At 70.6% G+C, this 21,264-nt stretch carries 18 protein-coding genes; 11 read left to right on the top strand and 7 right to left on the bottom strand.

Features of this window, described 5'->3' with window-relative positions:
• Positions 1–468 precede the first annotated feature (468 nt).
• Together rarD and ABTX78_RS06135 are read right to left on the bottom strand one after the other, a co-directional pair.
• On the bottom strand, positions 469–1,464 hold the full coding sequence (rarD, locus tag ABTX78_RS06130; RefSeq protein ID WP_352205639.1) for an EamA family transporter RarD: 996 nt from the start codon (positions 1,462–1,464) through the stop codon (positions 469–471).
• 192 nt (positions 1,465–1,656) lie between these two features.
• Positions 1,657–2,517 (bottom strand): SDR family oxidoreductase, encoded by an 861-nt coding sequence (locus ABTX78_RS06135; protein ID WP_352205640.1) that lies wholly within the window; start codon positions 2,515–2,517, stop codon positions 1,657–1,659.
• Positions 2,518–2,612: 95 nt separating this feature from the next.
• On the opposite strand from ABTX78_RS06135, the gene ABTX78_RS06140 reads away from it, so the two are divergent.
• Positions 2,613–3,005, top strand: a complete 393-nt coding sequence (locus ABTX78_RS06140) for a winged helix-turn-helix transcriptional regulator (protein WP_352205641.1) — start codon at positions 2,613–2,615, stop codon at positions 3,003–3,005.
• 226 nt (positions 3,006–3,231) lie between these two features.
• Here the strand turns inward: ABTX78_RS06140 and ABTX78_RS06145 are convergent, their stop codons facing one another.
• From ABTX78_RS06145 to ABTX78_RS06165, 5 genes are all read right to left on the bottom strand, one after another.
• Positions 3,232–4,293 carry a 2-oxoacid:ferredoxin oxidoreductase subunit beta gene (locus ABTX78_RS06145; protein WP_352205642.1) on the bottom strand — a complete coding sequence of 354 codons (1,062 nt, stop codon included), beginning with the start codon at positions 4,291–4,293 and terminating at the stop codon, positions 3,232–3,234.
• Entirely contained in the window at positions 4,286–6,232 is a 1,947-nt protein-coding gene (locus ABTX78_RS06150) for a 2-oxoacid:acceptor oxidoreductase subunit alpha (RefSeq protein WP_352205643.1), read from the bottom strand. Before ABTX78_RS06150 ends, ABTX78_RS06145 begins: the two co-directional genes overlap by 8 nt.
• Positions 6,233–6,480: 248 nt before the next feature.
• Entirely contained in the window at positions 6,481–7,140 is a 660-nt protein-coding gene (locus ABTX78_RS06155; protein WP_352205881.1) for a response regulator, read from the bottom strand.
• Between the two features lie 268 nt (positions 7,141–7,408).
• On the bottom strand, positions 7,409–8,743 hold the full coding sequence (locus ABTX78_RS06160) for a sensor histidine kinase (RefSeq protein WP_352205882.1): 1,335 nt from the start codon (positions 8,741–8,743) through the stop codon (positions 7,409–7,411).
• 928 nt (positions 8,744–9,671) lie between these two features.
• Positions 9,672–10,856 (bottom strand): sensor histidine kinase, encoded by a 1,185-nt coding sequence (locus tag ABTX78_RS06165; protein ID WP_352205644.1) that lies wholly within the window; start codon positions 10,854–10,856, stop codon positions 9,672–9,674.
• 179 nt (positions 10,857–11,035) lie between these two features.
• Here ABTX78_RS06165 and ABTX78_RS06170 point away from each other — a divergent pair, with 179 nt between their 5' ends.
• Genes ABTX78_RS06170 through ABTX78_RS06215 form a run of 10 tightly spaced genes read left to right on the top strand, consistent with a single transcriptional unit; the run spans position 11,036 to position 21,200 of the window.
• Positions 11,036–11,434 carry an NADH-quinone oxidoreductase subunit A gene (locus tag ABTX78_RS06170; RefSeq protein ID WP_352205645.1) on the top strand — a complete coding sequence of 133 codons (399 nt, stop codon included), beginning with the start codon at positions 11,036–11,038 and terminating at the stop codon, positions 11,432–11,434.
• Positions 11,425–12,045 carry an NADH-quinone oxidoreductase subunit B gene (locus tag ABTX78_RS06175; protein ID WP_352205646.1) on the top strand — a complete coding sequence of 207 codons (621 nt, stop codon included), beginning with the start codon at positions 11,425–11,427 and terminating at the stop codon, positions 12,043–12,045. Before ABTX78_RS06170 ends, ABTX78_RS06175 begins: the two co-directional genes overlap by 10 nt.
• Complete coding sequence (locus ABTX78_RS06180) at positions 12,042–13,544, top strand: NADH-quinone oxidoreductase subunit C (RefSeq protein WP_352205647.1); 1,503 nt, start codon at positions 12,042–12,044, stop codon at positions 13,542–13,544. Before ABTX78_RS06175 ends, ABTX78_RS06180 begins: the two co-directional genes overlap by 4 nt.
• Positions 13,541–14,509, top strand: coding sequence for a complex I subunit 1/NuoH family protein (locus tag ABTX78_RS06185; RefSeq protein ID WP_313944727.1), 969 nt, complete (start codon positions 13,541–13,543; stop codon positions 14,507–14,509). Before ABTX78_RS06180 ends, ABTX78_RS06185 begins: the two co-directional genes overlap by 4 nt.
• Entirely contained in the window at positions 14,509–15,147 is a 639-nt protein-coding gene (locus ABTX78_RS06190) for a NuoI/complex I 23 kDa subunit family protein (protein ID WP_352205648.1), read from the top strand. The genes ABTX78_RS06185 and ABTX78_RS06190 overlap by 1 nt, the downstream gene beginning before the upstream one ends.
• Positions 15,144–15,701, top strand: a complete 558-nt coding sequence (locus ABTX78_RS06195) for an NADH-quinone oxidoreductase subunit J family protein (protein ID WP_352205649.1) — start codon at positions 15,144–15,146, stop codon at positions 15,699–15,701. The genes ABTX78_RS06190 and ABTX78_RS06195 overlap by 4 nt, the downstream gene beginning before the upstream one ends.
• Positions 15,701–16,072, top strand: a complete 372-nt coding sequence (gene nuoK, locus ABTX78_RS06200) for an NADH-quinone oxidoreductase subunit NuoK (RefSeq protein WP_352205650.1) — start codon at positions 15,701–15,703, stop codon at positions 16,070–16,072. The genes ABTX78_RS06195 and nuoK overlap by 1 nt, the downstream gene beginning before the upstream one ends.
• The gene (locus tag ABTX78_RS06205; RefSeq protein WP_352205651.1) at positions 16,069–18,075 is read left to right on the top strand and encodes an NADH-quinone oxidoreductase subunit 5 family protein; all 2,007 of its coding nucleotides are present in this window, start codon (positions 16,069–16,071) and stop codon (positions 18,073–18,075) included. The genes nuoK and ABTX78_RS06205 overlap by 4 nt, the downstream gene beginning before the upstream one ends.
• Positions 18,076–18,102: 27 nt before the next feature.
• Positions 18,103–19,662, top strand: a complete 1,560-nt coding sequence (locus ABTX78_RS06210; protein ID WP_352205883.1) for a complex I subunit 4 family protein — start codon at positions 18,103–18,105, stop codon at positions 19,660–19,662.
• The gene (locus ABTX78_RS06215; RefSeq protein ID WP_352205652.1) at positions 19,659–21,200 is read left to right on the top strand and encodes an NADH-quinone oxidoreductase subunit N; all 1,542 of its coding nucleotides are present in this window, start codon (positions 19,659–19,661) and stop codon (positions 21,198–21,200) included. Before ABTX78_RS06210 ends, ABTX78_RS06215 begins: the two co-directional genes overlap by 4 nt.
• The last annotated feature ends 64 nt before the right edge of the window (positions 21,201–21,264 follow it).

Consider the following 21,264-nt stretch of genomic DNA (forward strand, 5'->3'; position numbering starts at 1 on the left):
GTGCAGGGTCGGCCCCGCAGGGGATCGGTGGCAGGACCCGGGTGATCAATGCAATGCGGCTGTGGGCAGCCGACCCCGAGGAGTCGAGCCCGGAGGGCCCCCGGACCCGACGCGGGACAAGTACCCGAGGCGCAAGCACCCGGCAGCCGCACGTACGGGCACGTGCTCGACCGCCTGGGAGGGGGCGTGCAGGGTCGGCCCCGCAGGGGATCGGTGGCAGGACCCGGGTGATCAATGCAATGCGGCTGTGGGCAGCCGACCCCGAGGAGTCGAGCCCGGAGAGCCCCCGGACCCGACGCGGGACAAGTACCCGAGGCGCAAGCACCTCACCCGGCCCCGGGACCCGACGCCGGACAAGCACCCGAGCCCCAAGCACCTCACCGACCCCCGGACCCGCCCCCGGACAAGAACCCGAGGCGCAAGCACCCGCCCCCCGACAGCGCACAACGACCCCAACGCCCAAGCGCCTCAAGACGTCGGCTTCACCGGATCCGAAGCCGACGTCACGACCGCCGCCGGAGCAACCCCCGCCACCCTGCTCAGCGCCGCCTCCCTCGACAGCCTCGCCGCCTCCGCCCGGGTCCTCCTCGCCGTCCTCAACGCATCCCACGTCAAGCAGCTCAGCGCCAGCCACACCAGCCCGAACCCGGCCCACCTCTCCACCGGCATCGCCTCGTGGAAGTACAGGATCCCCAGCAGGAACTGGAAGATCGGCGCCAGGTACTGCAGCAGGCCCAGCGTCGACAGCGGGACCCGGATCGCCGCCGCGCCGAAGCACACCAACGGCGCCGCCGTCACCACACCCGTCGCGGCCAGGAGCGCCGCGTGCCCCATCCCGTGCGCCCCGAACGTCGCCGCCCCGTCCGCGCCGAGCCACAGCAGAAACCCGAGCGCCGGCAGGAACTGGATCGCGGTCTCGGCCGCCAGCGACTCCAGCCCCCCGATGTTGACCTTCTTCTTCGCCAGCCCATACGTCGCGAACGAGAACGCCAGCGTCAGCGAGATCCACGGCGGCTGCCCGTACCCGATCGCCAGCACCAGCACCGCCGCGAACCCGGTGCCGACCGCCACCCACTGCGCGCGCCGCAGCCGTTCCTTCAGCAGCAGGACGCCCATCGCGATGGTGACCAGCGGGTTGATGAAGTAGCCGAGGGACGCCTCGACGACGTGGCCGGAGTTCACGGCCCAGATGTAGACGCCCCAGTTGACGGTGATGACCGCCGCGGCGACGGTGATCAGCGCGAGTTTCCGGGGGTCGCGGATCAGCTCCCGTACCCATCCCCAACGCCTCACCACCAGCAGAGCGACGGCCACGACGGCCAGCGACCACACCATGCGGTGGGCGAGGATCTCCGCCGCGCCCGAGGGCTTCAGCAGCGGCCAGAAGAGGGGGACCAGGCCCCACATCCCGTAGGCCCCGATCCCGTACAGCAGGCCTGCCCGCTGTTCACCGTCCGACGTCACTGCCCCTCCTGCCCTGCGCGCTGCACCTCGTCGAAAGGTACGCGCCGCAGGCCGGGCCTGTCATGCCCGTATCGCCATACGGTCATGACGAATCGAGGGGTGAGGGAGAGGGGCGCCAGTACGACGCGGCGGTCACCCGGAACGACGTGGCGCCCACCTACAACAACCCCGGAACAGCCCGCGCCTGCCGCCTCAGACCGCTGCCAGCGCCGCCCTGACCGAGTCCGCCAGCGGCGTCGTCGGACGCCCGGCGAGACGCGACAGATCGCCGCTCGTCGTGGCGAGCAGCCCACGGCTCACCGCCGCGTCGACGTCGACGAGGATCTCGGCGAACGGCGCGGGCACCCCCGCCCCGGTCAGGATCTCCAGATGCGCTGCGGCCGGGACGTCGTTGTAGACGATGGTGCGCCCGCTCTGCGCGGACAGCTCCGCCGCGTACTCGGTGAAGGACCACGCGACGTCCCCGCTCAGCTCGTACGCCTGCCCGAGGTGCCCCTCGCCGGTCAGCACCGCGGCGGCCGCGGCGGCGTAGTCGGCTCGGGAGGCGGAGGCGACCCGGCCCGCGCCGGCGCTCGCGACGACGGCGTCGTGCGCGAGGACGGGCGCGAGCTGCTCGGTGTAGTTCTCGGTGTACCAGCCGTTGCGCAGGAAGGTGTACGGCAGACCCGAGTCGAGGATCAGCTGCTCGGTGACCTTGTGCTCGGCGGCCAGCAGGAAGTCGGCGGCGGGCCCGCCGAGGATCCCGGTGTACGCGAGCTGCGCGACGCCCGCCGCCTTCGCCGCCTCGATCGCGGCGGTGTGCTGCGGAACGCGCCTGCCCACCTCGTTGCCGGAGATCAGCAGGACCCGGTCGCCCGCACGGAAGGCTTCGGCGAGCGTCCCGGGCTCGTCGTAGTCGGCGATCCGCAGCTCCACGCCTCGCGCGGCGAGGTCCGCGGCCTTCTCCTTGTCGCGGACGACGGCGACCACTCCCGCTGCCGGGGTTTTCGTCAGCAACTCGTCAATGACGAGTCGGCCGAGGGATCCCGTGGCTCCGGTGACGACGATGCTCATGGTTGTTTCCGTTCGTAGGGTGCGTCAGCCTGCTCGCTCACCCTAGGGTGGGTACTAACCAAGCGAAAGTACCCACTTTGAAGTAAGGTACTGGCATGAACGTAAGCTGGACGCCCGATGTGAACGACAAGATGTGCCCCTCCCGCATCGTCCTGGAGCACGTCACCAGCCGCTGGGGAGTCCTTGTCCTGGCCGCGCTGCTGGAGCGCTCGTACCGCTTCAGCGAGCTGCGGCGGACCGTGGGCGGTGTCAGCGAGAAGATGCTCGCGCAGACGCTGCAGACCCTGGAACGCGACGGGTTCGTGCACCGCGACGCCAAGCCCGTCATTCCGCCGCGCGTGGACTACACGCTCACCGAGATGGGCAGGGAGGCCGCCGAACAGGTGTGGGCGCTGGCGCGCTGGACGGAACGGCGGCTCGAAGCGGTCGAGCGGGCCCGCGCCGAGTACGACGAGGCGAAGGCCTCGCTCATGGCGGAGCCGGCCTGACGAGCCCGGCACCGACGAGCCCGAGCCTGCCGGGCACGGGGGCGTCCACGGTGTCGGCACACCCCCGGCCTACGAGCACGGGGACATCCACGGTGGTCGGCTCGGGGCGCCCACCACCGCCCGCCCACCCGGACACCGGCGGCCCGGCATCAACAAGTACGGCAGGCCCGGCGAACAGCAAGAGGGACCGGGGCCTCAACGACCCCGACCCCTCCGCAGACCCGTGTCAGCCCCCGACGGTCCAGGTGTCGTTGCCCGCCAGCAGCGCGCTCAGGTCCCCCTTGCCGTCCCTCTCGATCGCCGTGTCGAGCTGGTCCGACATCAGCGTGTCGTAGACCGGCCGTTCGACGCTGCGCAGCACGCCGATGGGCGTGTGGTGCAGCGTGTCCGGGTCGGCCAGCCGGGACAGCGCGAACGCCGTGGTCGGGCTGGTGGCGTGCGCGTCGTGGACGAGGACCTGCGACTCGTTCGCGGGCGTCACCTCGACCACCGTGAGGTCCCCGGTCGCCGGATCCCGTACGACGCCCTTGGAGTTGTCGGTGCCGAAGAGGATCGGCCGGCCGTGTTCGAGGCGGATGACCGCCTCCTCGGCCTGCTGCTTGTCCTTGAGGGCCTCGAAGGCGCCGTCGTTGAAGATGTTGCAGTTCTGGTAGATCTCCACCAGCGCCGTGCCCTGATGGTCGGCGGCCTGGCGCAGCACCTCGGTCAGGTGCTTGCGGTCGGAGTCGACGGTGAGGGCCACGAAGGAGGCCTCGGCGCCGATCGCCAGTGACACCGGGTTGAAGGGCGCGTCGAGCGAACCCATCGGCGTCGACTTGGTGATCTTGCCGACCTCGGACGTGGGGCTGTACTGGCCCTTGGTGAGGCCGTAGATCCGGTTGTTGAAGAGCAGGATCTTCAGGTTCACATTGCGGCGCAGCGCGTGGATCAGGTGGTTTCCGCCGATGGAGAGCGCGTCTCCGTCACCGGTGACGACCCAGACGCTCAGGTCCCGCCGCGAGGACGCGAGCCCGGTGGCGATCGCGGGCGCGCGGCCGTGGATGGAGTGCATCCCGTAGGTGTTCATGTAGTACGGGAAGCGGGAGGAGCAGCCGATCCCCGAGACGAAGACGATGTTCTCCTTCGCCAGACCCAGTTCGGGCATGAAGCCCTGCACGGCGGCGAGGATCGCGTAGTCACCGCAGCCGGGGCACCAGCGCACTTCCTGATCGGACTTGAAGTCCTTCATGGACTGCTTGGCTTCGGCCTTGGGAACCAGGGAGAGAAGACCGGACACCGTCTCAGTCATTGATGGCCTCCTTGAGAGCCGTGGCCAGCTGCTCGGCCTTGAACGGCATGCCGTTGACCTGGTTGTAGCTCTGCGCGTCGACCAGATACCTCGCCCGGATCAGGGTGGCGAGCTGGCCGAGGTTCATCTCCGGTACCACTACCTTCGTATAACGCCCCAGCACGTCCCCGAGATTCCGCGGGAACGGGTTGAGATGGCGCAGGTGGGCCTGGGCGATGGGAATGCCCGCGGCCCGCAGACGCCGTACGGCGGCGGTGATCGGTCCGTACGTCGAACCCCAGCCCAGCACCAGCGTGGTCGCCTCGTCCGGGTTGTCGACCTCGATGTCGGGCACCTCGATGCCGTCGATCTTGGCCTGGCGGGTGCGGACCATCAGGTCGTGGTTGGCGGGATCGTAGGAGATGTTGCCGGTGCCGTCCTGCTTCTCGATGCCGCCGATCCGGTGCTCGAGTCCGGGCGTCCCCGGAACCGCCCAGGGACGCGCGAGGGTCTGCGGATCACGCTTGTACGGCCAGAACACCTCCGTACCGTCCGCCAGCTCGTGGTTCGGGCCGGTCGCGAACTGCACCCGCAGGTCGGGGAGTTCATCGATGTCGGGGATCCGCCACGGCTCCGAGCCGTTGGCGAGGTAGCCGTCGCTGAGCAGGAAGACGGGGGTGCGGTAGGCCAGGGCGATCCGTGCCGCGTCCAGGGCCGCGTCGAAGCAGTCCGCGGGGGTGCGGGGTGCCACGATCGGCACCGGCGCCTCGCCGTTGCGGCCGAACATGGCCTGGAGCAGGTCCGCCTGCTCGGTCTTGGTCGGCAGACCGGTCGAGGGGCCGCCCCGCTGGATGTCCACCACGAGCAGAGGCAGTTCCAGGGAGACCGCGAGACCGATCGTCTCCGACTTGAGCGCCACACCGGGGCCGGAGGTGGTGGTCACGGCGAGCGCGCCGCCGAAGGCCGCGCCCAGCGCCGCCCCGATGCCCGCGATCTCGTCCTCGGCCTGGAAGGTCCGCACACCGAAGTTCTTGTGCTTCGACAGCTCGTGCAGGATGTCGGAGGCGGGGGTGATGGGGTACGAGCCCAGGTAGAGCGGCAGGTCCGCCTGCTTGCCGGCGGCGATGAGCCCGTAGGACAGGGCGAGGTTCCCGGAGATGTTGCGGTAGGTGCCGGCCGGGAAGGCGGTGCTCGCCGGGGCGACCTCGTAGGAGACGGCGAAGTCCTCGGTCGTCTCGCCGAAATTCCACCCGGCACGGAAGGCCGCGATGTTCGCGTCGGCGATCTGCGGCTTCTTGGCGAACTTGCTCCGCAGGAATTTCTCGGTGCCCTCGGTGGGACGGTTGTACATCCAGGACAGCAGCCCGAGCGCGAACATGTTCTTCGAGCGCTCGGCCTCCTTGCGGGGGAGACCGAAGTCCTTGAGCGCCTCGATGGTCAGGGTCGTCAGCGGCACGGGGTGGACGTGGAAGCCGTCCAGCGAGCCGTCCTCCAGCGGGGAGGTGGCGTAGCCGACCTTGGCCATGGCCCGCTTGGCGAATTCGTCGGTGTTGACGATGATGTCGCCGCCGCGCGGCACGTCGGCGATGTTGGCCTTCAGCGCGGCCGGATTCATCGCGACCAGCACGTTCGGCGCGTCGCCGGGGGTGAGGATGTCGTGATCGGCGAAATGGAGCTGGAAGCTGGAGACGCCGGGGAGGGTGCCGGCAGGCGCCCGGATCTCGGCGGGGAAGTTCGGCAGCGTGGAGAGGTCGTTCCCGAAGGTCGCCGTCTCCGAGGTGAAACGATCACCCGTGAGCTGCATGCCGTCGCCCGAGTCACCCGCGAAGCGGATGATGACCCGGTCCAGTCGGCGGACTTCCTTCGGCTCCGCGGGCACCCGCTGCCCGCCGACGAGCGTCGTATCGCCCTCGTCGGCCTCATCGGCATTCTCGGCTGGGCTACTGACCTGGCTGGTCACTGAACTGAACCTCCCTCGAGGCGGCTGCTCGGGCCCGGCCGGCCCACCGGCCGTCCCACCTGACACCCTACGACCGTGAGGGTGGCCTTCCTCGGACCGCTCACATTTCGGACGTCCGTGTGAGACGCCGTGGTGCCCTCGTGTGCCTTCATGCGTTCGCCCCCGATTGCGTGTGGTGAGACGCTCCCCGCTCAATGTTCGGTTCTGGGGCTGGAGCCCCACTCAATACCTGACAGAGTGTCAGACGATTATGAGTTCAAGTAGGTCAGCACCGCCAGAACACGCCGATGATCCCCGTCGCTCGGGGACAGCCCGAGCTTCAGGAAGATGTTGCTGACGTGCTTCTCGACCGCTCCGTCACTCACCACCAGCTGCTTGGCCACCGCCGAATTCGTCCGGCCCTCGGCCATCAGACCGAGAACCTCCCGCTCACGGGGGGTGAGACCGGCCAGCACGTCCTGCTTGCGGCTGCGGCCCAGCAACTGGGCCACGACCTCGGGATCCAGTGCCGTACCGCCCCGGGCCACCCGCACCACGGCGTCCACGAACTCGCGCACTTCGGCTACCCGGTCTTTCAGCAGATAGCCCACTCCGCGGCTGCTCCCCGCCAGAAGTTCGGTGGCGTACTGCTCCTCCACGTACTGGGAGAGCACCAGCACCCCGATCCCCGGGTAGTCCTTGCGCAGCCGCACCGCCGCCCGGACGCCCTCGTCCGTGTGCGTCGGCGGCATCCGTACGTCGGCGACCACCACGTCCGGCAGCTGCTCCTGCGCGGCCAGGTCTCCGATCGTCTTGAGCAGCGCCTCCGCGTCGCCCACGCCGGCCACGACGTCGTGCCCGCGGTCGGTCAGCAACCGGGTCAGGCCCTCCCGCAGCAGCACTGAATCCTCGGCGATGACGACCCGCACTCTGTCCTCCACTGCCCTGAAGCCCCCCTGTCGATCCGCTTCCACCCCTGTGTTCACCAGCATCGCAGTATTGGCTCCGCACTGCGGCCGGCCTCTGGGAATAGACGGCAAACGGGGGTGGGGCGTTGAGCGGGCGGGGGTGCGGGTCTCGTAGGTCTTGGAGCTCTGGAGGTCTTGGCGAGTCTCGGAGTGGGCTGTGGGCACGGTGCGCCGGGGTCGTACGGGAAGGGCAGCGGCGGTACGGGGGTGGGGCGGCCCGTGTGGCGTGTCAGCCGCGCCAGGGCAGCTCCGCCGTCACCGTGGTCGGGCCTCCGGGCGGTGAGTCCAGGGCCAGAATTCCGTCGACCGCGTCCAGCCGTTCGGCGAGTCCCGCCAGGCCGCTGCCAGCGCTGAGGTCCGCGCCGCCCGTGCCGTCGTCCGTGACCTGAAGCATCAGCCGGTCCTCGGACCGCCAGACGTCCACGGAGGCCCGACGGGCCCGAGCGTGCTTGCTGACGTTCTGAAGCAGCTCGGACACGGTGAAGTACGCGATCCCCTCGATCGCCGGGGCCGGTCGGGACGCCAGGTCCACGTCGACGGCCACCGGGACGGTGCAGCGGGACGCGACGGCCGACAGGGCCGCGTCCAGGCCGCGGTCCGTCAGGACCGCCGGGTGGATACCGCGCGCCAGGTCCCGCAGCTCCTGCAACGCCGTCTTCACCTCGCCGTGTGCCTCGCCCACCATGCGGGCCGCGGCCTCCGGGTCCTCGTTCAGCTTCTCCTTGGCCAGACCCAGGTCCATGGCGAGGGCGACCAGCCGGGCCTGGGCGCCGTCGTGCAGATCGCGTTCGATGCGCCGCAGATCGGCCGCGGCGGTATCCACGACGACGCCCCGGTCCGACTCCAGCTCGACGACCCGCGTGGCCAGGCGGGACGGACCGAGCAGCCCGCCGATCATCAGCCGGTCGACGTACGCGAGGCCGCGGATCAGCCACGCGGTCGCCATGACGACGACCAGGCCCGCGGCGGCGGTCATGCCGATCTCGAAGGAGGTGTCGAGGTAGAACTGGGTGCCGGTGCTGTCGCCGTAGAGCGAGATGCCCGGCTGGTCGAGGTACGCGGGGAAGGTCCACTGCCACAGCGGGTACAGCAGCAGGGACCAGCCCATGACCCAGCAGGTGAACGCGACGGAGAACGCGGTGACCGCCCACGGGAAGTGCACGACCGCGTAGAGCAGGTGCCGCCAGGACGTACCGCTCTTGAGGACGGCGCCGACCCACGACATCAGCCCGTTGGTCCGGGGGCGGACCGGCTCGGGGTTGTCCACGTCGAGGCGGAGCAGCGAACGGGCACGGGTCCGTTCCAGCGCGCCGAAGGCACGGCAGCCGGCCAGGCCGGCGGCGAGGACCGGGATGCCGAGGAAGGTGACCAGCAGTCCGGCGCCGAGCGAGAGCGTCACGATGGCGAAGGTGAAGAAGATGATGCTGATCGGCAGACTCAGCATCAGGTACCCGAACTCGCGCCAGGTGCGACCTTCGAGGGGCGCACGCAGGGCCGCGGGAAGGCTGTGGTCCCGCGTGTCGTACCGGTCGTGCGGCTGCTCCGGTCGGTAATCCGTGGCCATCGGCGTCGTCCGTTCTGCGCTACGGGCTGTCATGAGACCAAGCCTGCGGCGACGGGCGGCCGGGCACCATGAGGGGGGTTGCCCTCTTGGGTGGGGGGTTTTCCCCACCATGAACCGGGGGGGGCTTGGGGCGTCGGGTGCGCGGGCGGGTGCTTGCGGCGTCGGGCGCCTGTGCGGTGCGGGGTGCTTGTCCGGCGTCGGGTCCGGGGGCTGGGTGCTTGGACTTCGGGGTCTTGTCCGGTGGCGGGTCCGGGTGCTTGGGCCTCGGGTTCTTGTCCGGCGTCGGGTCCGGGGGCCCTCCGGGCTCGACTCCTCGGGGTCGGCGGCGTACAGGTTCCTTGCATTGAGCACCTGGGTGTTGCCGCCGATCCCCTGCGGGGCCGACCCTGCACGCTCCCTGGCGGCGGTCGAGGTCGTGGCCCGTTGCGGTGCGGGCACACACGAAGCCGAGCCTGTTCGGCAGCGGGACGGGATTCGCGCGCCAGCCGAGGCGTCAGCCCAAGGGAAAGCCCTCTCCTACCCGTGCCTGACGGGTGTGGTCCCATCCCCCGCGGCGCGAACCGCCATGCCTCGGCGGCGTGGGCGCAGCCACATGCAGTTCGATGCGCGAGGCTGGCGCAGGCCAGCCGGGCCAGTGCCTGACAGGCACCGTCAGCCGCCGCGGCGCGAAGCTGCCGCGAGCCGGGGGTGGGGCGGCGGCCCCACACCCGTTCCTTCCACCTGCACTGAACAAGTGCGGTCAGCTCAGCGGCGAGGAGCGACCACACGCACGAGGCGTGGGGCGCAGCCCCGTAGCCGAACAGGCACGGTCACCCGGCTGCCGGGACCCGCAACCCTCAGGCGTCGCCCCGCGGCGCGAAGCTGCCGCAAGCACGGGGAGTGCGGCGCCCTCCCCGCAGAAACTCACCCCGGGCAGGTGCGATCACCCTCAGTGCGGCGTGCGTGAACGCCACGGCACCTCCACCGTCACCGTTGTCGGTCCCCCTACCGGCGACTCCAGGACGAACAGCCCGTCCACCGCCCCCAGCCGCTCCGCGAGCCCCGACATCCCCGTACCGCCGTCCAGGCGCGCACCGCCCTTGCCGTCGTCCGTGACCTGGATCAGCAGGCGGTCCCGCGTGCGCCAGACATCCACCGTCACGCTCTTGGCCTGCGCGTGCTTGCTGACGTTCTGCAGCAGTTCGGACACGGTGAAGTACGCGATGCCCTCGATCGCCTCGGCCGGCCGTTCCAGGAGGTCCACCGTCACCTTCACCGGTGCCGTACAGCGGGAGGCGACGGAGGAGAGCGCGGCGTCGAGGCCGCGGTCGGTCAGGACCGCGGGGTGGATGCCGCGGGCCAGGTCGCGCAGCTCCTGGAGGGCGAGCTTCACCTCGCCGTGCGCCTCGTCGACCATCGCCGCGGCCGCCGTCCTGTCCAATTCGTCGCCGCTGAGCTTCTCCTTGGCGAGCCCGAGGCCCATGGCGAGGGCGACCAGCCGGGCCTGGGCGCCGTCGTGGAGGTCGCGTTCGATACGGCGGAGATCGGCTGCGGCGGTGTCCACGACGACCCCGCGGTCGGACTCCAACTCGGCGATCCGCTGCTCCAGTTCGTCGGACGGCGAGAGAAGGCCCCGCGCCATCGCACGGTCGGCGTTGGCGAGTCCGCGCGCGATGAAGGGCAGTAGCGGCCACAGGACGAACAGGCTGACCAGCGTGGTGGAGAAGGTGAGGACCCCCCACGGCAGCCGGATGAAGCAGTACAGCACCGTGCGCCAGGCGACCGGGTCCTTGAGGGTCGCCCACAGGCGGGGGAACATCCCGCCACTGCGGTGCATCCCCGACAACCCGCTCGGCTCGTCGATCCGTACGCCGAGCAGCGCCCGCGTCCGCGCGCGCTCCGCCCTGCCGAGTCCGCGCGCCCCCATGAGGCCGAGGGCGAGCAGCGGGAGGCCGACGACCGTGACCGACAACAGCACACCGTTGAAGATCAGCAACGTCACGTAGACGAAGCCGACCAGCGACACCGGCAGATTGCAGAGGAGATGCGCGATCTCCTTCCAGGTGTGACTGCCGAACGCGAATTGCGCGGGTGGCGGCCGGTCATGGTCGGATGCGGTGCTGCTCACGGTCATACGGGCCAGCCTGCCGGGCCGCGCCGCCGCGCGCCATGGGGTGGATGGGTGGGATGAAGTAGGGATAACCCCACCCGATGCGCGACGCGACTTCTTACGGTCCCTTTAGCAGGCCTAGACTCCCGTGCATACAGATCGTCGATCAGATCGCCAACGACGTCAGGGAGCGAGGGGCGGACGTGCCGGAACCGACCGTGGCCGTGCTCGCGGCGGACTACTTCGAGAGCTATTCGGTCGTCGGACTGCTCGCGGTGATCGGCGTGCTGTTCGTCGCCGTCGCCTTCGGAGCGGGCCGGCTGCTGAGGCCGGTGGTGCCCACGCCGGAGAAACTGCTGACGTACGAATGCGGCGTCGACCCCGTCGGCGAGGGCTGGGCGCACACCCAGGTCCGTTACTACGTGTACGCCTTCCTGCACGTGATCTTCGCCGTCGACTCGATCTTCCTCTTCCCCTGGGCCACAGTGTTCGCGGCGGCGGGATACGGCGCGACGACGCTCGTGGAGATGTTCATCTTCCTCGGCTTCCTGGCTGTGGGACTGCTCTACGCATGGAAGAAGGACGTCCTGACATGGACGTGACCCCGACCCCCACCTCGCACCCGGCCGCGCCCGCGGATACGGAGCTGCTGCCGGAGCCCCGCCGACTGGGCGTTCTGTCCCGGCTGGCGCCCGAACCGATGAAGGTGGTCCTCAACTGGGGCCGCCGCTACAGCCTGTGGGTCTTCAACTTCGGACTCGCCTGCTGCGCGATCGAGTTCATCGCCGCGTCGATGGCCCGGCACGACTTCATCCGCCTCGGGGTGATCCCGTTCGCGCCCGGCCCGCGGCAGGCGGACCTGATGGTCGTCTCCGGCACGGTCACCGACAAGATGGCGCCCGCGGTCAAGCGGCTCTACGAGCAGATGCCGGAGCCCAAGTACGTCATCTCCTTCGGCGCCTGCTCCAACTGCGGCGGCCCGTACTGGGATTCCTACTCCGTGACCAAGGGCGTCGACCAGATCATCCCGGTCGACGTCTACGTGCCCGGCTGCCCGCCGCGGCCCGAGGCACTGCTCCAGGGGATCCTCAAGCTCCAGGAGAAGATCGCACGGGAGTCGCTCGGCGAGCGCTACGGGACCGCCCGCCCCTCCGCGGGCGAGCTGCGCAGCCCGCTGGTGACCCCGCCGGCCGCGCCGGGAGGCGACCGGTGACCGCATACGACCGTCTGCCCGACGCCGTAACGGAGGTCTTCGGCGAGGAGGCCACGGCCGAGCTGGCGTACGAACTGCTCACGGTCGATGTCCCCGCGGCGTCCTGGATCCCGTCCCTGGAGATCGCCCGTACGCAGCTGGCCTGCACCTACTTCGACTGGCTGAGCGCGGTCGACGAGCCCGGCACCGGCTTCCGGGTCTGCGCGCACGTGGTCTCGCTGGAGGGCGGCCGGGTCCGCCGGCTGCTGCTGCGGACGACGGTCCCGCACGAGGAGCCCGTACTAGCCTCCGCCGTGACCGTGTACGCGGGAGCGGCCTGGCACGAGCGCGAGACCCACGAGATGTTCGGCGTGAACTTCACCGGCCACCCGCATCTCGTGCCGCTGCTTCTGCCGGAGGAGTTCGAGGGCCATCCGCTGCGCAAGGACTTCGTCCTGGCCGCCCGGGTCGCGAAGGCCTGGCCGGGAGCGAAGGAGCCGGGGGAGTCGGAGCACGGCGGCCCCAAGCGTCGCCAGATGCTCCCGCCGGGCGTGCCCGACCCCAACGAGTGGGGCCCGCTCAAGGGCCAACTCCCGCCCGCCCCGAGCCGCCCGGCCCGTACGCCCCGAGCGGCAGGCGCCGCCGGAGCCCCGGCAGGCGCCGCGGCCGGAGCGACGGACCGTCCGGCCCGTCGCATCCGTACGGCGGGGGAGGGCTCGGCGAGCCAGACGGCCGCAGAGGGTGCTCCCGCACGCCGTTCGCGCAGCGTGAGCGAGGGCTCGGCGAGCCAGGCGGGCGGCGGAGAGGGTGCTCCCGCCCGTCGTTCCCGCAGTGTGAGCGAGGGCTCCGTGAGTCAGGCGGCTGCGGGAGCGACCACGCCCCCGGAGGCGGAGGGTGCTGCGAGCGCGCCGCCGCGCCGGGACCGGAGCGCGGGCGAAGACGTGGCGAGCCGACCCCAGGAGGCGCCCCGGGACCCGGCGGCCGAGACTCCGGTGGCTGAGCCCTCCGCGCCCGAAGCAGCTGCGGCAGGGACCCGGCCGACCACCACCGCACCGGCCGATGAAGCGGCTTCCAAAGAGACCGAGCCCCGGCGCGCCGGTAGCTCCGACGCCCCGTGGCACCACGCCCGCCCGGCGTTCGAGGAGCCGGACGCGGGTGCGGAAGCCACCACGGACGCGGGCGCGGGCTCCGGACCCGCCCCAGCGCCCGAGCCGGCTACGGGCCCGGAGTCCAGTACGGGCCCCGAGTCCAGTACGGGCCCCGAGCCGGTCCCGGACCGCGACTCCGGCACGGACACAGACACAGAGACCGGCACGGACACAGAGACCGGCACGGACACCCCGCCCCGCACGGATTCCGCGGACGACAGCCCCGGCGACAGCGCCGCCGCCGAGCCCGACACCCCGTCCGACACTCCGTCCCACTACCCGTCCGACAGCAACGACGACACCCGTACCCCCCGCCCCCCGGACAGGCCCAAGGGCGGGCCCCATGAGACCGCCGGAGGCGACCCCGCGTGAACGACGCTCTCGACGTCGCCTTCCGGCTGCTCGTCGTCTTCGCCGTCTTCCTCGTCCTTCCCCTCGTCATCGGGCAGACCGAGCACAAGGTGATGGCCCATATGCAGGGCCGCCTCGGCCCCATGTACGCGGGTGGGTTCCACGGCTGGGCCCAGCTGGTCGCGGACGGCGTGAAGTTCGCGCAGAAGGAGGACGTGGTCCCGGCCAACGCCGACCGCCGCATCTTCCAGCTCGCCCCCGCCGTCGCCCTGCTCCCGTACCTGCTCGTCCTGGTCGCCATCCCGATCGGCCCGAGCGAGGGCGCGGTCGGTGAGGTCGTCGACGCGGGCATCTTCTTCGTGCTCGCCGTGATGGGCGTCGGCGTACTCGGCTCGCTGATGGCGGGCTGGGCGTCCGCCAACAAGTTCTCTCTTCTCGGCGGTCTGCGGACCGCGGCGCAACTGCTGGCGTACGAACTGCCCATGCTGCTCACCGCCGCCTCCGTTGCCATGGCGGCCGGCACGGTCTCGCTGCCCGGCATCCTCAACGCCTTCGAGTGGTGGTGGCTGCCCTGGCAGATCGTGGGCGCTCTCGTCTTCTTCATCGCCGGACTCGCCGAACTCCAGCGCCCGCCCTTCGACATGCCGGTCGCCGATTCCGAGATCATCTTCGGCGCCTACACCGAGTACACAGGGCTGCGGTTCGCGCTGTTCCTGCTCGCCGAGTACGCGGGCATCGTCGTGCTCTGCGGCCTGACCACCGTCCTGTTTCTCGGGGGCTGGCACGGCCCGATGGGCGCCGACGGGCTCGGCTGGGTGTGGACCCTGCTCAAGACCGGTGTGCTCGCGTTCGTCGTCATCTGGCTGCGCGTCACCTATCCCCGGATGCGCGAGGACCAGTTGCAGAAGCTCGCCTGGACGACGCTCGTCCCGCTCGCTCTCGCCCAGATCGCTCTCACCGGCATCGTGAAGGTGGTGATCCAGTAATGCCGCCGATTCCCGGATCCGGCCTCGCCAAGGGCCTGGCGGTCACGCTGCGGACGATGACCAAGAAGACGGTCACCCACCAGTACCCGGACGCGCAGCCCGAACTCCCGCCGCGCTCCCGCGGTGTGATCGGGCTGTTCGAGGAGAACTGCACGGTCTGCATGCTCTGCGCCCGTGAGTGCCCCGACTGGTGCATCTACATCGACTCCCACAAGGAGACGGTGCCTGCCGCCACCCCGGGTGGCCGGGAGCGCAGCCGCAACGTCCTCGACCGCTTCGCGATCGACTTCTCGCTCTGCATGTACTGCGGTATCTGCATCGAGGTGTGTCCTTTCGACGCGCTGTTCTGGTCACCGGAGTTCGAGTACGCCGAGACCGACATCCGCGAACTCACTCATGAGCGGGACAAGCTCCGCGAGTGGATGTGGACGGTGCCCGCACCGCCCGCCCTCGACCCGGGTGCGGAGGAGCCGAAGGAGATCGCGGCGGCCCGCAAGGCCGCCGAGAAGCTCGCCGCGGCACAGGCGCAGGAGCAGGCCCAGGCAGGGGAGCAGGCACAGGCGGGCGACGCTGCCCCGGGCTCCCCGGCCCCGGAGCGTCCCGCGTCGCCGCCCCCGGGTGAAGGAGGCACGGCATGATGCTCGCCGCCGCACCTCAGGGCTTTCTCTCGCCGACCGGCGTCGAGATCGCCTTCCTGCTCGTCGGCCTCGCCACCCTCGGCGCGGCCGTCATCACGGTCACCACCAGGCAGCTGGTACACGCCGCGCTCTGGCTGGTGGTGGCGCTCGGCGGCCTGGCCGTCGAATACCTGCTGCTGACCGCCGAGTTCATCGCCTGGGTGCAGGTCCTCATCTACGTCGGTTCCGTCGTCGTCCTCCTTCTCTTCGGGCTGATGCTCACCAAGGCGCCCATCGGCCGCTCCCCGGACGCCGATTCGGGCAATCGCTACGTGGCTCTGGCCGTCGCGGGCGTCGCCGCGGCCGCCCTGGTCTGGGTGGTCGTGGACGCCTTCCGCGCCACCTGGATCAACCTGGACGGACCCGCGCAGGGCTCCACCAAAGTGTCCGGCGAATACCTCTTCCGGCACTGGGTGCTGCCCTTCGAGGCGCTTTCCGTCCTGTTGCTCGCCGCGCTCGTCGGCGCCATCGTCCTGTCCCGCAAGGGCTCCAAGGACCCCCAGGGGGAGAGCTGATGCACCTCGCCTATCCCGCCGTGCTCGCCGTCCTCCTCTTCTGCGTCGGCCTGTACGGCGTGCTCGCCAGGCGCAACGCCATCCTGGTCCTGATGTCCGTCGAGCTGATGCTCAACGCGGTCAATCTCAACCTCGTCGCCTTCGACGTCTGGCTGCGCGACACCGTGCACGCCGGACAGGCGCTCACCCTTTTCACCATCGCCATCGCAGCCGCAGAGATCGGCATCGGCCTGGCGATCGTCCTGATGGTCTACCGCAACCGCGGATCCTCGGACGTCGACAGGCTCCGCGACACCGCCGAAGGCCACGACGGCAGTTTTGACGAACCTGACGCCACCGCTTCGGCGCAGAAGGCTGAGGCCACCGCGTGACGACCACGACCCTCGCCGTCCTCGTCCCTCTTCTCCCCTTTCTCGGCGCGGCGGCCGGACTGCTGCTCGGTCGCACCGCCCCCGGATTCGTCCGGCCACTCGCGGTCCTGCCCACCCTGACCGCGTTCGCGCTCGCCGTGGTGGTCGCGGTCCGCCAGGGCGGGGGCAAGGCGATCGACGCCTCGACCCAGCTCACGCCCACGGGTTCGGTCCCCATCGACCTCGCGCTGCACCTGGACGGCTTCGCGGTCCTGGTCGCCGTCCTCGTCGGCTTCGTCGCGACCTGTGTGCAGATCTATTCGACGGGCTATCTGCGCGACGACCCGCGTTACCCCTCGTACGCCGCTCTCGTCTCCCTCTTCACCTCCGCGATGCTGCTCGTCGTGTACTCCGGCGACTTGATGGTGCTCCTGGTCGGCTGGGAGATCATGGGCATCTGCTCGTACTTCCTCGTGGGCCACTATTGGGAGACGCCCGAGGCCCGCGCCGCTTCCCTCAAGGCCTTCCTGGTCACCAAGCTCGGCGATGTCCCCTTTCTGATCGGCCTGTTCGCGCTCGCCGCCGACGCCGGCACGTTCCGGATCACCGGAATCCTCGGTTCCGTGGCGGCCGGTGGCCTCGACCACCCGACTCTGGTGGCGCTGCTGCTCCTCGCGGGTGTGGCGGGCAAGTCGGCGCAGTTCCCGCTGCACACCTGGCTGCCCGACGCGATGGCGGGCCCCACACCCGTCTCCGCGCTGATCCACGCGGCGACCATGGTCGCCGCCGGTATCTACTTCGTCGCCCGTCTCCTTCCCGTCTTCGCGGCTTCGGCCGCCGCCCTCACCGTCCTTGCCGTCATGGCCGCCGTCACCATGATCGGTTCGGGCCTCGCGGCCCTTGCCCAGGACGACATCAAGCGCGTCCTCGCCTACTCGACCATCGGCCAACTCGGCTACATGTCGGGCGCCCTGGCCGTCGGAGACCGAGGCGCGGCCGTCTTCCATCTCATTGCGCACGGTGCGTTCAAGGCGCTGCTCTTCCTCGCCGCAGGCGTGGTCATCCATGCCGCCGGCACCAACTCCCTTGCCGCCATGTCCCGGATGACCGGCCTGCCCAAGCGCATCCCCGATGCCTACTGGACGATGACGGTCGCCCTGCTGGCACTTGCCGCAATCCCTCCCTTCGCCGGCTTCTTCTCCAAGGAGGCCGTCCTCGTGGCCGCCGAGCACACCGCGCTCGGAGACTCGGACGTCGCCCCCGTCGGCGCGGGCTGGACGGTCCTCGTCGCCGGCCTGGTGACGGCCCTTCTCACCGCCGCGTACGCGATGCGTCTGTGGCTGCTCGCCTTCCACGGTCGCGGAGCCGCAGCTCCCGACCACGGCCGCGAACCCCTCTCCATGAACGCCGTGCTCTGGCTGCTGGCGGTCCCCTCTCTCGGTTTCGGTCTCACGGTCGGCTACTTCGACGACTGGTTCGACGGACACAGCCTCACCCCGACCGTGACAACCGCCGTCCTCGGCACGGGAGTCGCGCTGGTCGGAGGACTGATCACCTATGCCGCCTGGCGCGCGCTGCAGTACCGCCGGGGCCCCGCCCGCACGCCCATGGGTGCCGTCGCCGCCCACCCCGACGCGGCTCCCGCGGTCTCCGAGGCCGAGGCCGTCGCGACCCACACCCCCGCTTACGGCGACATCGCATCCGCCCCCGACCCGTCCGACCCGGGCCGCTTGCTGCTCGGCCCGCTGCACGGAGCGGCGGCCACCGGCTTCCATCTGGATGCCGTCTACCGCGCGCTGTTCGTCCGGCCCGTCCAGGCCGCCGCCGTACTGGTGCGCTTCCTCGACCGCGAGGTCGTCGACACCTACGTCCGCGGTGCGGGCACCGGCAGCAACTGGCTCGGATGGCTCGTCCGGCGCGCCCAGACCGGCAATGTGCAGACCTACCTCGGCGCGCTGCTCGCCGGCTCGGCCGTCCTCGCGATCGCCGCCGTCATCCTGTCCACCGTCAACGCGGGATCGTGAGCCGTGATCGATATCAGCGAGTCCGTGATGCAGTTCCTTCTCGCGTTCATCGTCGTCGCCCCACTCGCCGGCGCGGCCGCGGCACTGCTGCCCGCCCCGCCCGGCCTCCGCGGCACCGGCCCCGACCAGGCGGTCCTGCGCCACGGCATGACGGTCACCGGAGCCGTCCTCGTCGCCACCATCGTGCTGGCGCTCGGCTTCGACCACGACCATCCGTCGAGGATGCAGGCCACGACGGACATCAGCTGGATCCCGGCACTCGATGTGCGGATCCACCTCGGCATCGACGGCATTTCCCTCCCCCTTGTCGTGCTGACCGCGCTGCTGACCTTCCTCTGTGCTCTCTACAGCTACTTCAAGATGCCTTCGGGCCCGTCCCCGAAGGCCTTCGTCGCGCTGCTGCTCGTCCTCGAATCCGGGACGCTCGCGACCTTCGCCGTACTCGATCTGCTGCTGTTCTTCCTGGCGTTCGAGATGGTCCTCATCCCGATGTACTTCCTCATCGCCCGCTGGGGCGGGGAGGCGCGGCAGGCCGCCGCCTGGAAATTCATCCTCTACACGCTGCTCGGCTCCGTCGTCATGCTGCTCGGCCTGCTGCTGATCGGGCTGAAGACCGGCACATTCGACATGGTGGCACTCGCCACTGACAACGGCCGTGGACTCACCTCGTCCGTGCAGGTCATCGCCGTTCTGGCGATCGGTCTCGGCCTCGCGGTGAAGACCCCGATGTGGCCGCTGCACAGCTGGCTGCCCGACGCCCACACCGCCGCCCCGACCGTCGGCTCCGTCCTGCTCGCCGGAGTCCTGCTGAAGATGGGTACGTACGGATTCGTCCGTATCGTGCTGCCGATCGCTCCCGACGGCATGCACACCTTCGCGCCGTACCTCGCGGCCTTCGCCGTCGCGGGGATCATCTACGGGTCGCTCGCCTGCCTGGCCCTGGCCAAACAGGGCGCCGGCGGCGACCTCAAGCGCCTGATCGCCTACTCCTCCGTCGGCCACATGGGCTTCGTCCTCCTCGGCATCGCGACGATGACCCCCACCGGCGTCAACGGCGCGCTGTTCGCCAACATCGCCCACGGCCTCATCACCGGCCTGCTCTTCTTCCTGGTCGGCGCCCTCAAGGACCGTTACGGAACCGCCGACCTCGACACCCTCGCGGGCGCCACCGGAGCCGCCCTCTACGGCCGCGCCCCCCGCCTCGGCGCCCTCCTCGCCTTCGCCGCCGTCGCCTCGCTCGGCCTGCCCGGGCTCGCCGGATTCTGGGGCGAGATGCTCGCGCTCTTCGGCGCCTTCGACCCCGCCGACGGCCTCAGCCGGCCCGCGTTCCTCACCTTCATGGCGATCGCCGCGTTCGGCACGCTGCTCACCGCCGCGTACCTCCTCGTCGTCGTTCGCCGTGTCTGCATGGGCGCACTGCGGACCGAGGATCAGGAGACCCGGCCCCTCGCCGACGTCCAGACGTACGAGTTCGCCGCCTGGACGCCGCTCGTCGCCCTCACCGTCCTCGCGGGACTGTGGCCCGCGGTCCTCCTCGGCCTCACCGACCCGGCCGTGCAGAAGCTCCTCGCAGGAGGCAAGTCGTGATCGTGGCAGCCGACAGCGGCACCAGCCTCGTCCAGTCCGTCGACTGGCTCGCGATCGCACCGCCGACCATCGTGGCGGTCGTCGGCCTGATCGTCCTGGTCGCCGACCTGTTCACGCCGCAGAAGCGGAAGCATCTGCTCGGCTTCGTCGCCATCGCCGGCCTGGCCGCCGCGCTCATCACGCTCGTACCGCTGCGCAAGGGCGACCGGGAAACCTTCTGCCTGACCACCGACACCGCCGCGTGCAGCTACACCGCCGACCACTTCACCCTGGCCATCCAGTTCCTGGTGCTCGGCGGCGCGCTGCTCACCGCACTGCTGTCGCTCCACGAGACGCGCACCAAGCTCCCCGCGGGCGAGTTCTGGTTCCTGCTGCTGTCGTCCGCCGCCGGAGCCGCCCTGCTGCCCGCGTCCCGGGACCTCGCGACCCTCGTCGTCGCACTCGAAGTCGCCTCGCTGCCCGCCTTCGCCCTCGTCGGCCTCCGCCGCGGCGACCGGCTCTCCAGCGAGGCGGCGCTCAAGTTCTTCCTCTCCTCGGTCACCGCGACCGCCGTCATGCTGCTGGGCGTCAGCTTCGTGTACGCCACGACGGGCACGCTCCACCTCACGCGGATCGCCACCGAGCTCGACGACGTCCCCGGACAGCTGGACACGCTGGCGCAGGCAGGGGTCGCGCTGACCCTCGTCGGCTTCGCGTTCAAGACGGCCGCCGTCCCGTTCCACTTCTGGGTCCCCGACACCTATGTGGGCGCGCCGCTGCCCATCGCCGCCTATCTCTCCGTCATCGGAAAGGCCGTCGGCTTCTCCGGCCTCATCCTGGTCACCGTCATCGCCTTCCCGGGCTACGCGGACGTCTGGGGCCCGGCGATCGCCGTACTGGCAGCCCTCACCATGACCGCGGGCAATGTGGCCGCTCTGCGCCAGTCGGCCACGCGCGCGTGGAGCGCGGTACGCCTGCTGGCGTGGTCGTCCGTGGCGCAGGCCGGCTACCTCCTGGTGCCGATCGCTGCCGCCGCCTACTCCAGCGACGACCAGATCGGTGCCACGGTCGCATACGCCCTGATGTACGCCGTCGTGAACCTGGGTGCCTTCGCCGTGGCGGCGCTGGTCGCCCGCAGCCGCCCGCTCAACCGCGTCGCCGACTACCGCGGTCTCTACGCCACCCGCCCGCTGGCCGCCCTCGCCATGGGCTTCTTCCTGCTCTGCCTGGCGGGCCTGCCGCCGGGCATCGTCGGCCTGTTCGCCAAGGTGACCGTCTTCTCCTCGGCGGTCGACGCGGGCCTGGGGTGGCTGGCGGTCGTCATGGCCGTCAACGTCGTGATCGCGCTGTACTACTACCTGAAGTGGACCGCCGTCCTCTTCCGCGCCCCCGAGGGTGCCGCGGAAGGCGCCGCGGCGGGTGCCGACGAGGCCGGACCCGTCCACAAGGGAGCACCGGCCCCCGTCACCGTCGTCATCGTGCTGGCCGCCGTCGCCGGCATCGCTCTCTCCGGATACCCCCAGCTGATCCTGCGCTTCGCCGCGGGCACCCTGTTCTGAGGCTCACCCGAACGGCTCACTCCGAGGCCGGTAGCACAAGGGAACTAGCGTCCTTCGCCTGGCG

The organism is Streptomyces sp. NPDC096193 (assembly GCF_040302905.1).
GTDB lineage: Bacteria > Actinomycetota > Actinomycetes > Streptomycetales > Streptomycetaceae > Streptomyces.

Bases quoted from the DNA above. Each gene is read 5' to 3' on its own strand.
- ABTX78_RS06175 (WP_352205646.1), top strand. From the start codon at position 11,425: ATGGACGTGACCCCGACCCCCACCTCGCACCCGGCCGCGCCCGCGGAT.
- ABTX78_RS06190 (WP_352205648.1), top strand. From the start codon at position 14,509: ATGCCGCCGATTCCCGGATCCGGCCTCGCCAAGGGCCTGGCGGTCACG.
- ABTX78_RS06165 (WP_352205644.1), bottom strand. From the start codon at position 10,856: ATGACCGTGAGCAGCACCGCATCCGACCATGACCGGCCGCCACCCGCG.
- ABTX78_RS06145 (WP_352205642.1), bottom strand. From the start codon at position 4,293: ATGACTGAGACGGTGTCCGGTCTTCTCTCCCTGGTTCCCAAGGCCGAA.
- ABTX78_RS06160 (WP_352205882.1), bottom strand. From the start codon at position 8,743: ATGGCCACGGATTACCGACCGGAGCAGCCGCACGACCGGTACGACACG.
- ABTX78_RS06195 (WP_352205649.1), top strand. From the start codon at position 15,144: ATGATGCTCGCCGCCGCACCTCAGGGCTTTCTCTCGCCGACCGGCGTC.
- ABTX78_RS06210 (WP_352205883.1), top strand. From the start codon at position 18,103: ATGCAGTTCCTTCTCGCGTTCATCGTCGTCGCCCCACTCGCCGGCGCG.
- ABTX78_RS06140 (WP_352205641.1), top strand. From the start codon at position 2,613: ATGAACGTAAGCTGGACGCCCGATGTGAACGACAAGATGTGCCCCTCC.
- ABTX78_RS06135 (WP_352205640.1), bottom strand. From the start codon at position 2,517: ATGAGCATCGTCGTCACCGGAGCCACGGGATCCCTCGGCCGACTCGTC.
- nuoK (WP_352205650.1), top strand. From the start codon at position 15,701: ATGCACCTCGCCTATCCCGCCGTGCTCGCCGTCCTCCTCTTCTGCGTC.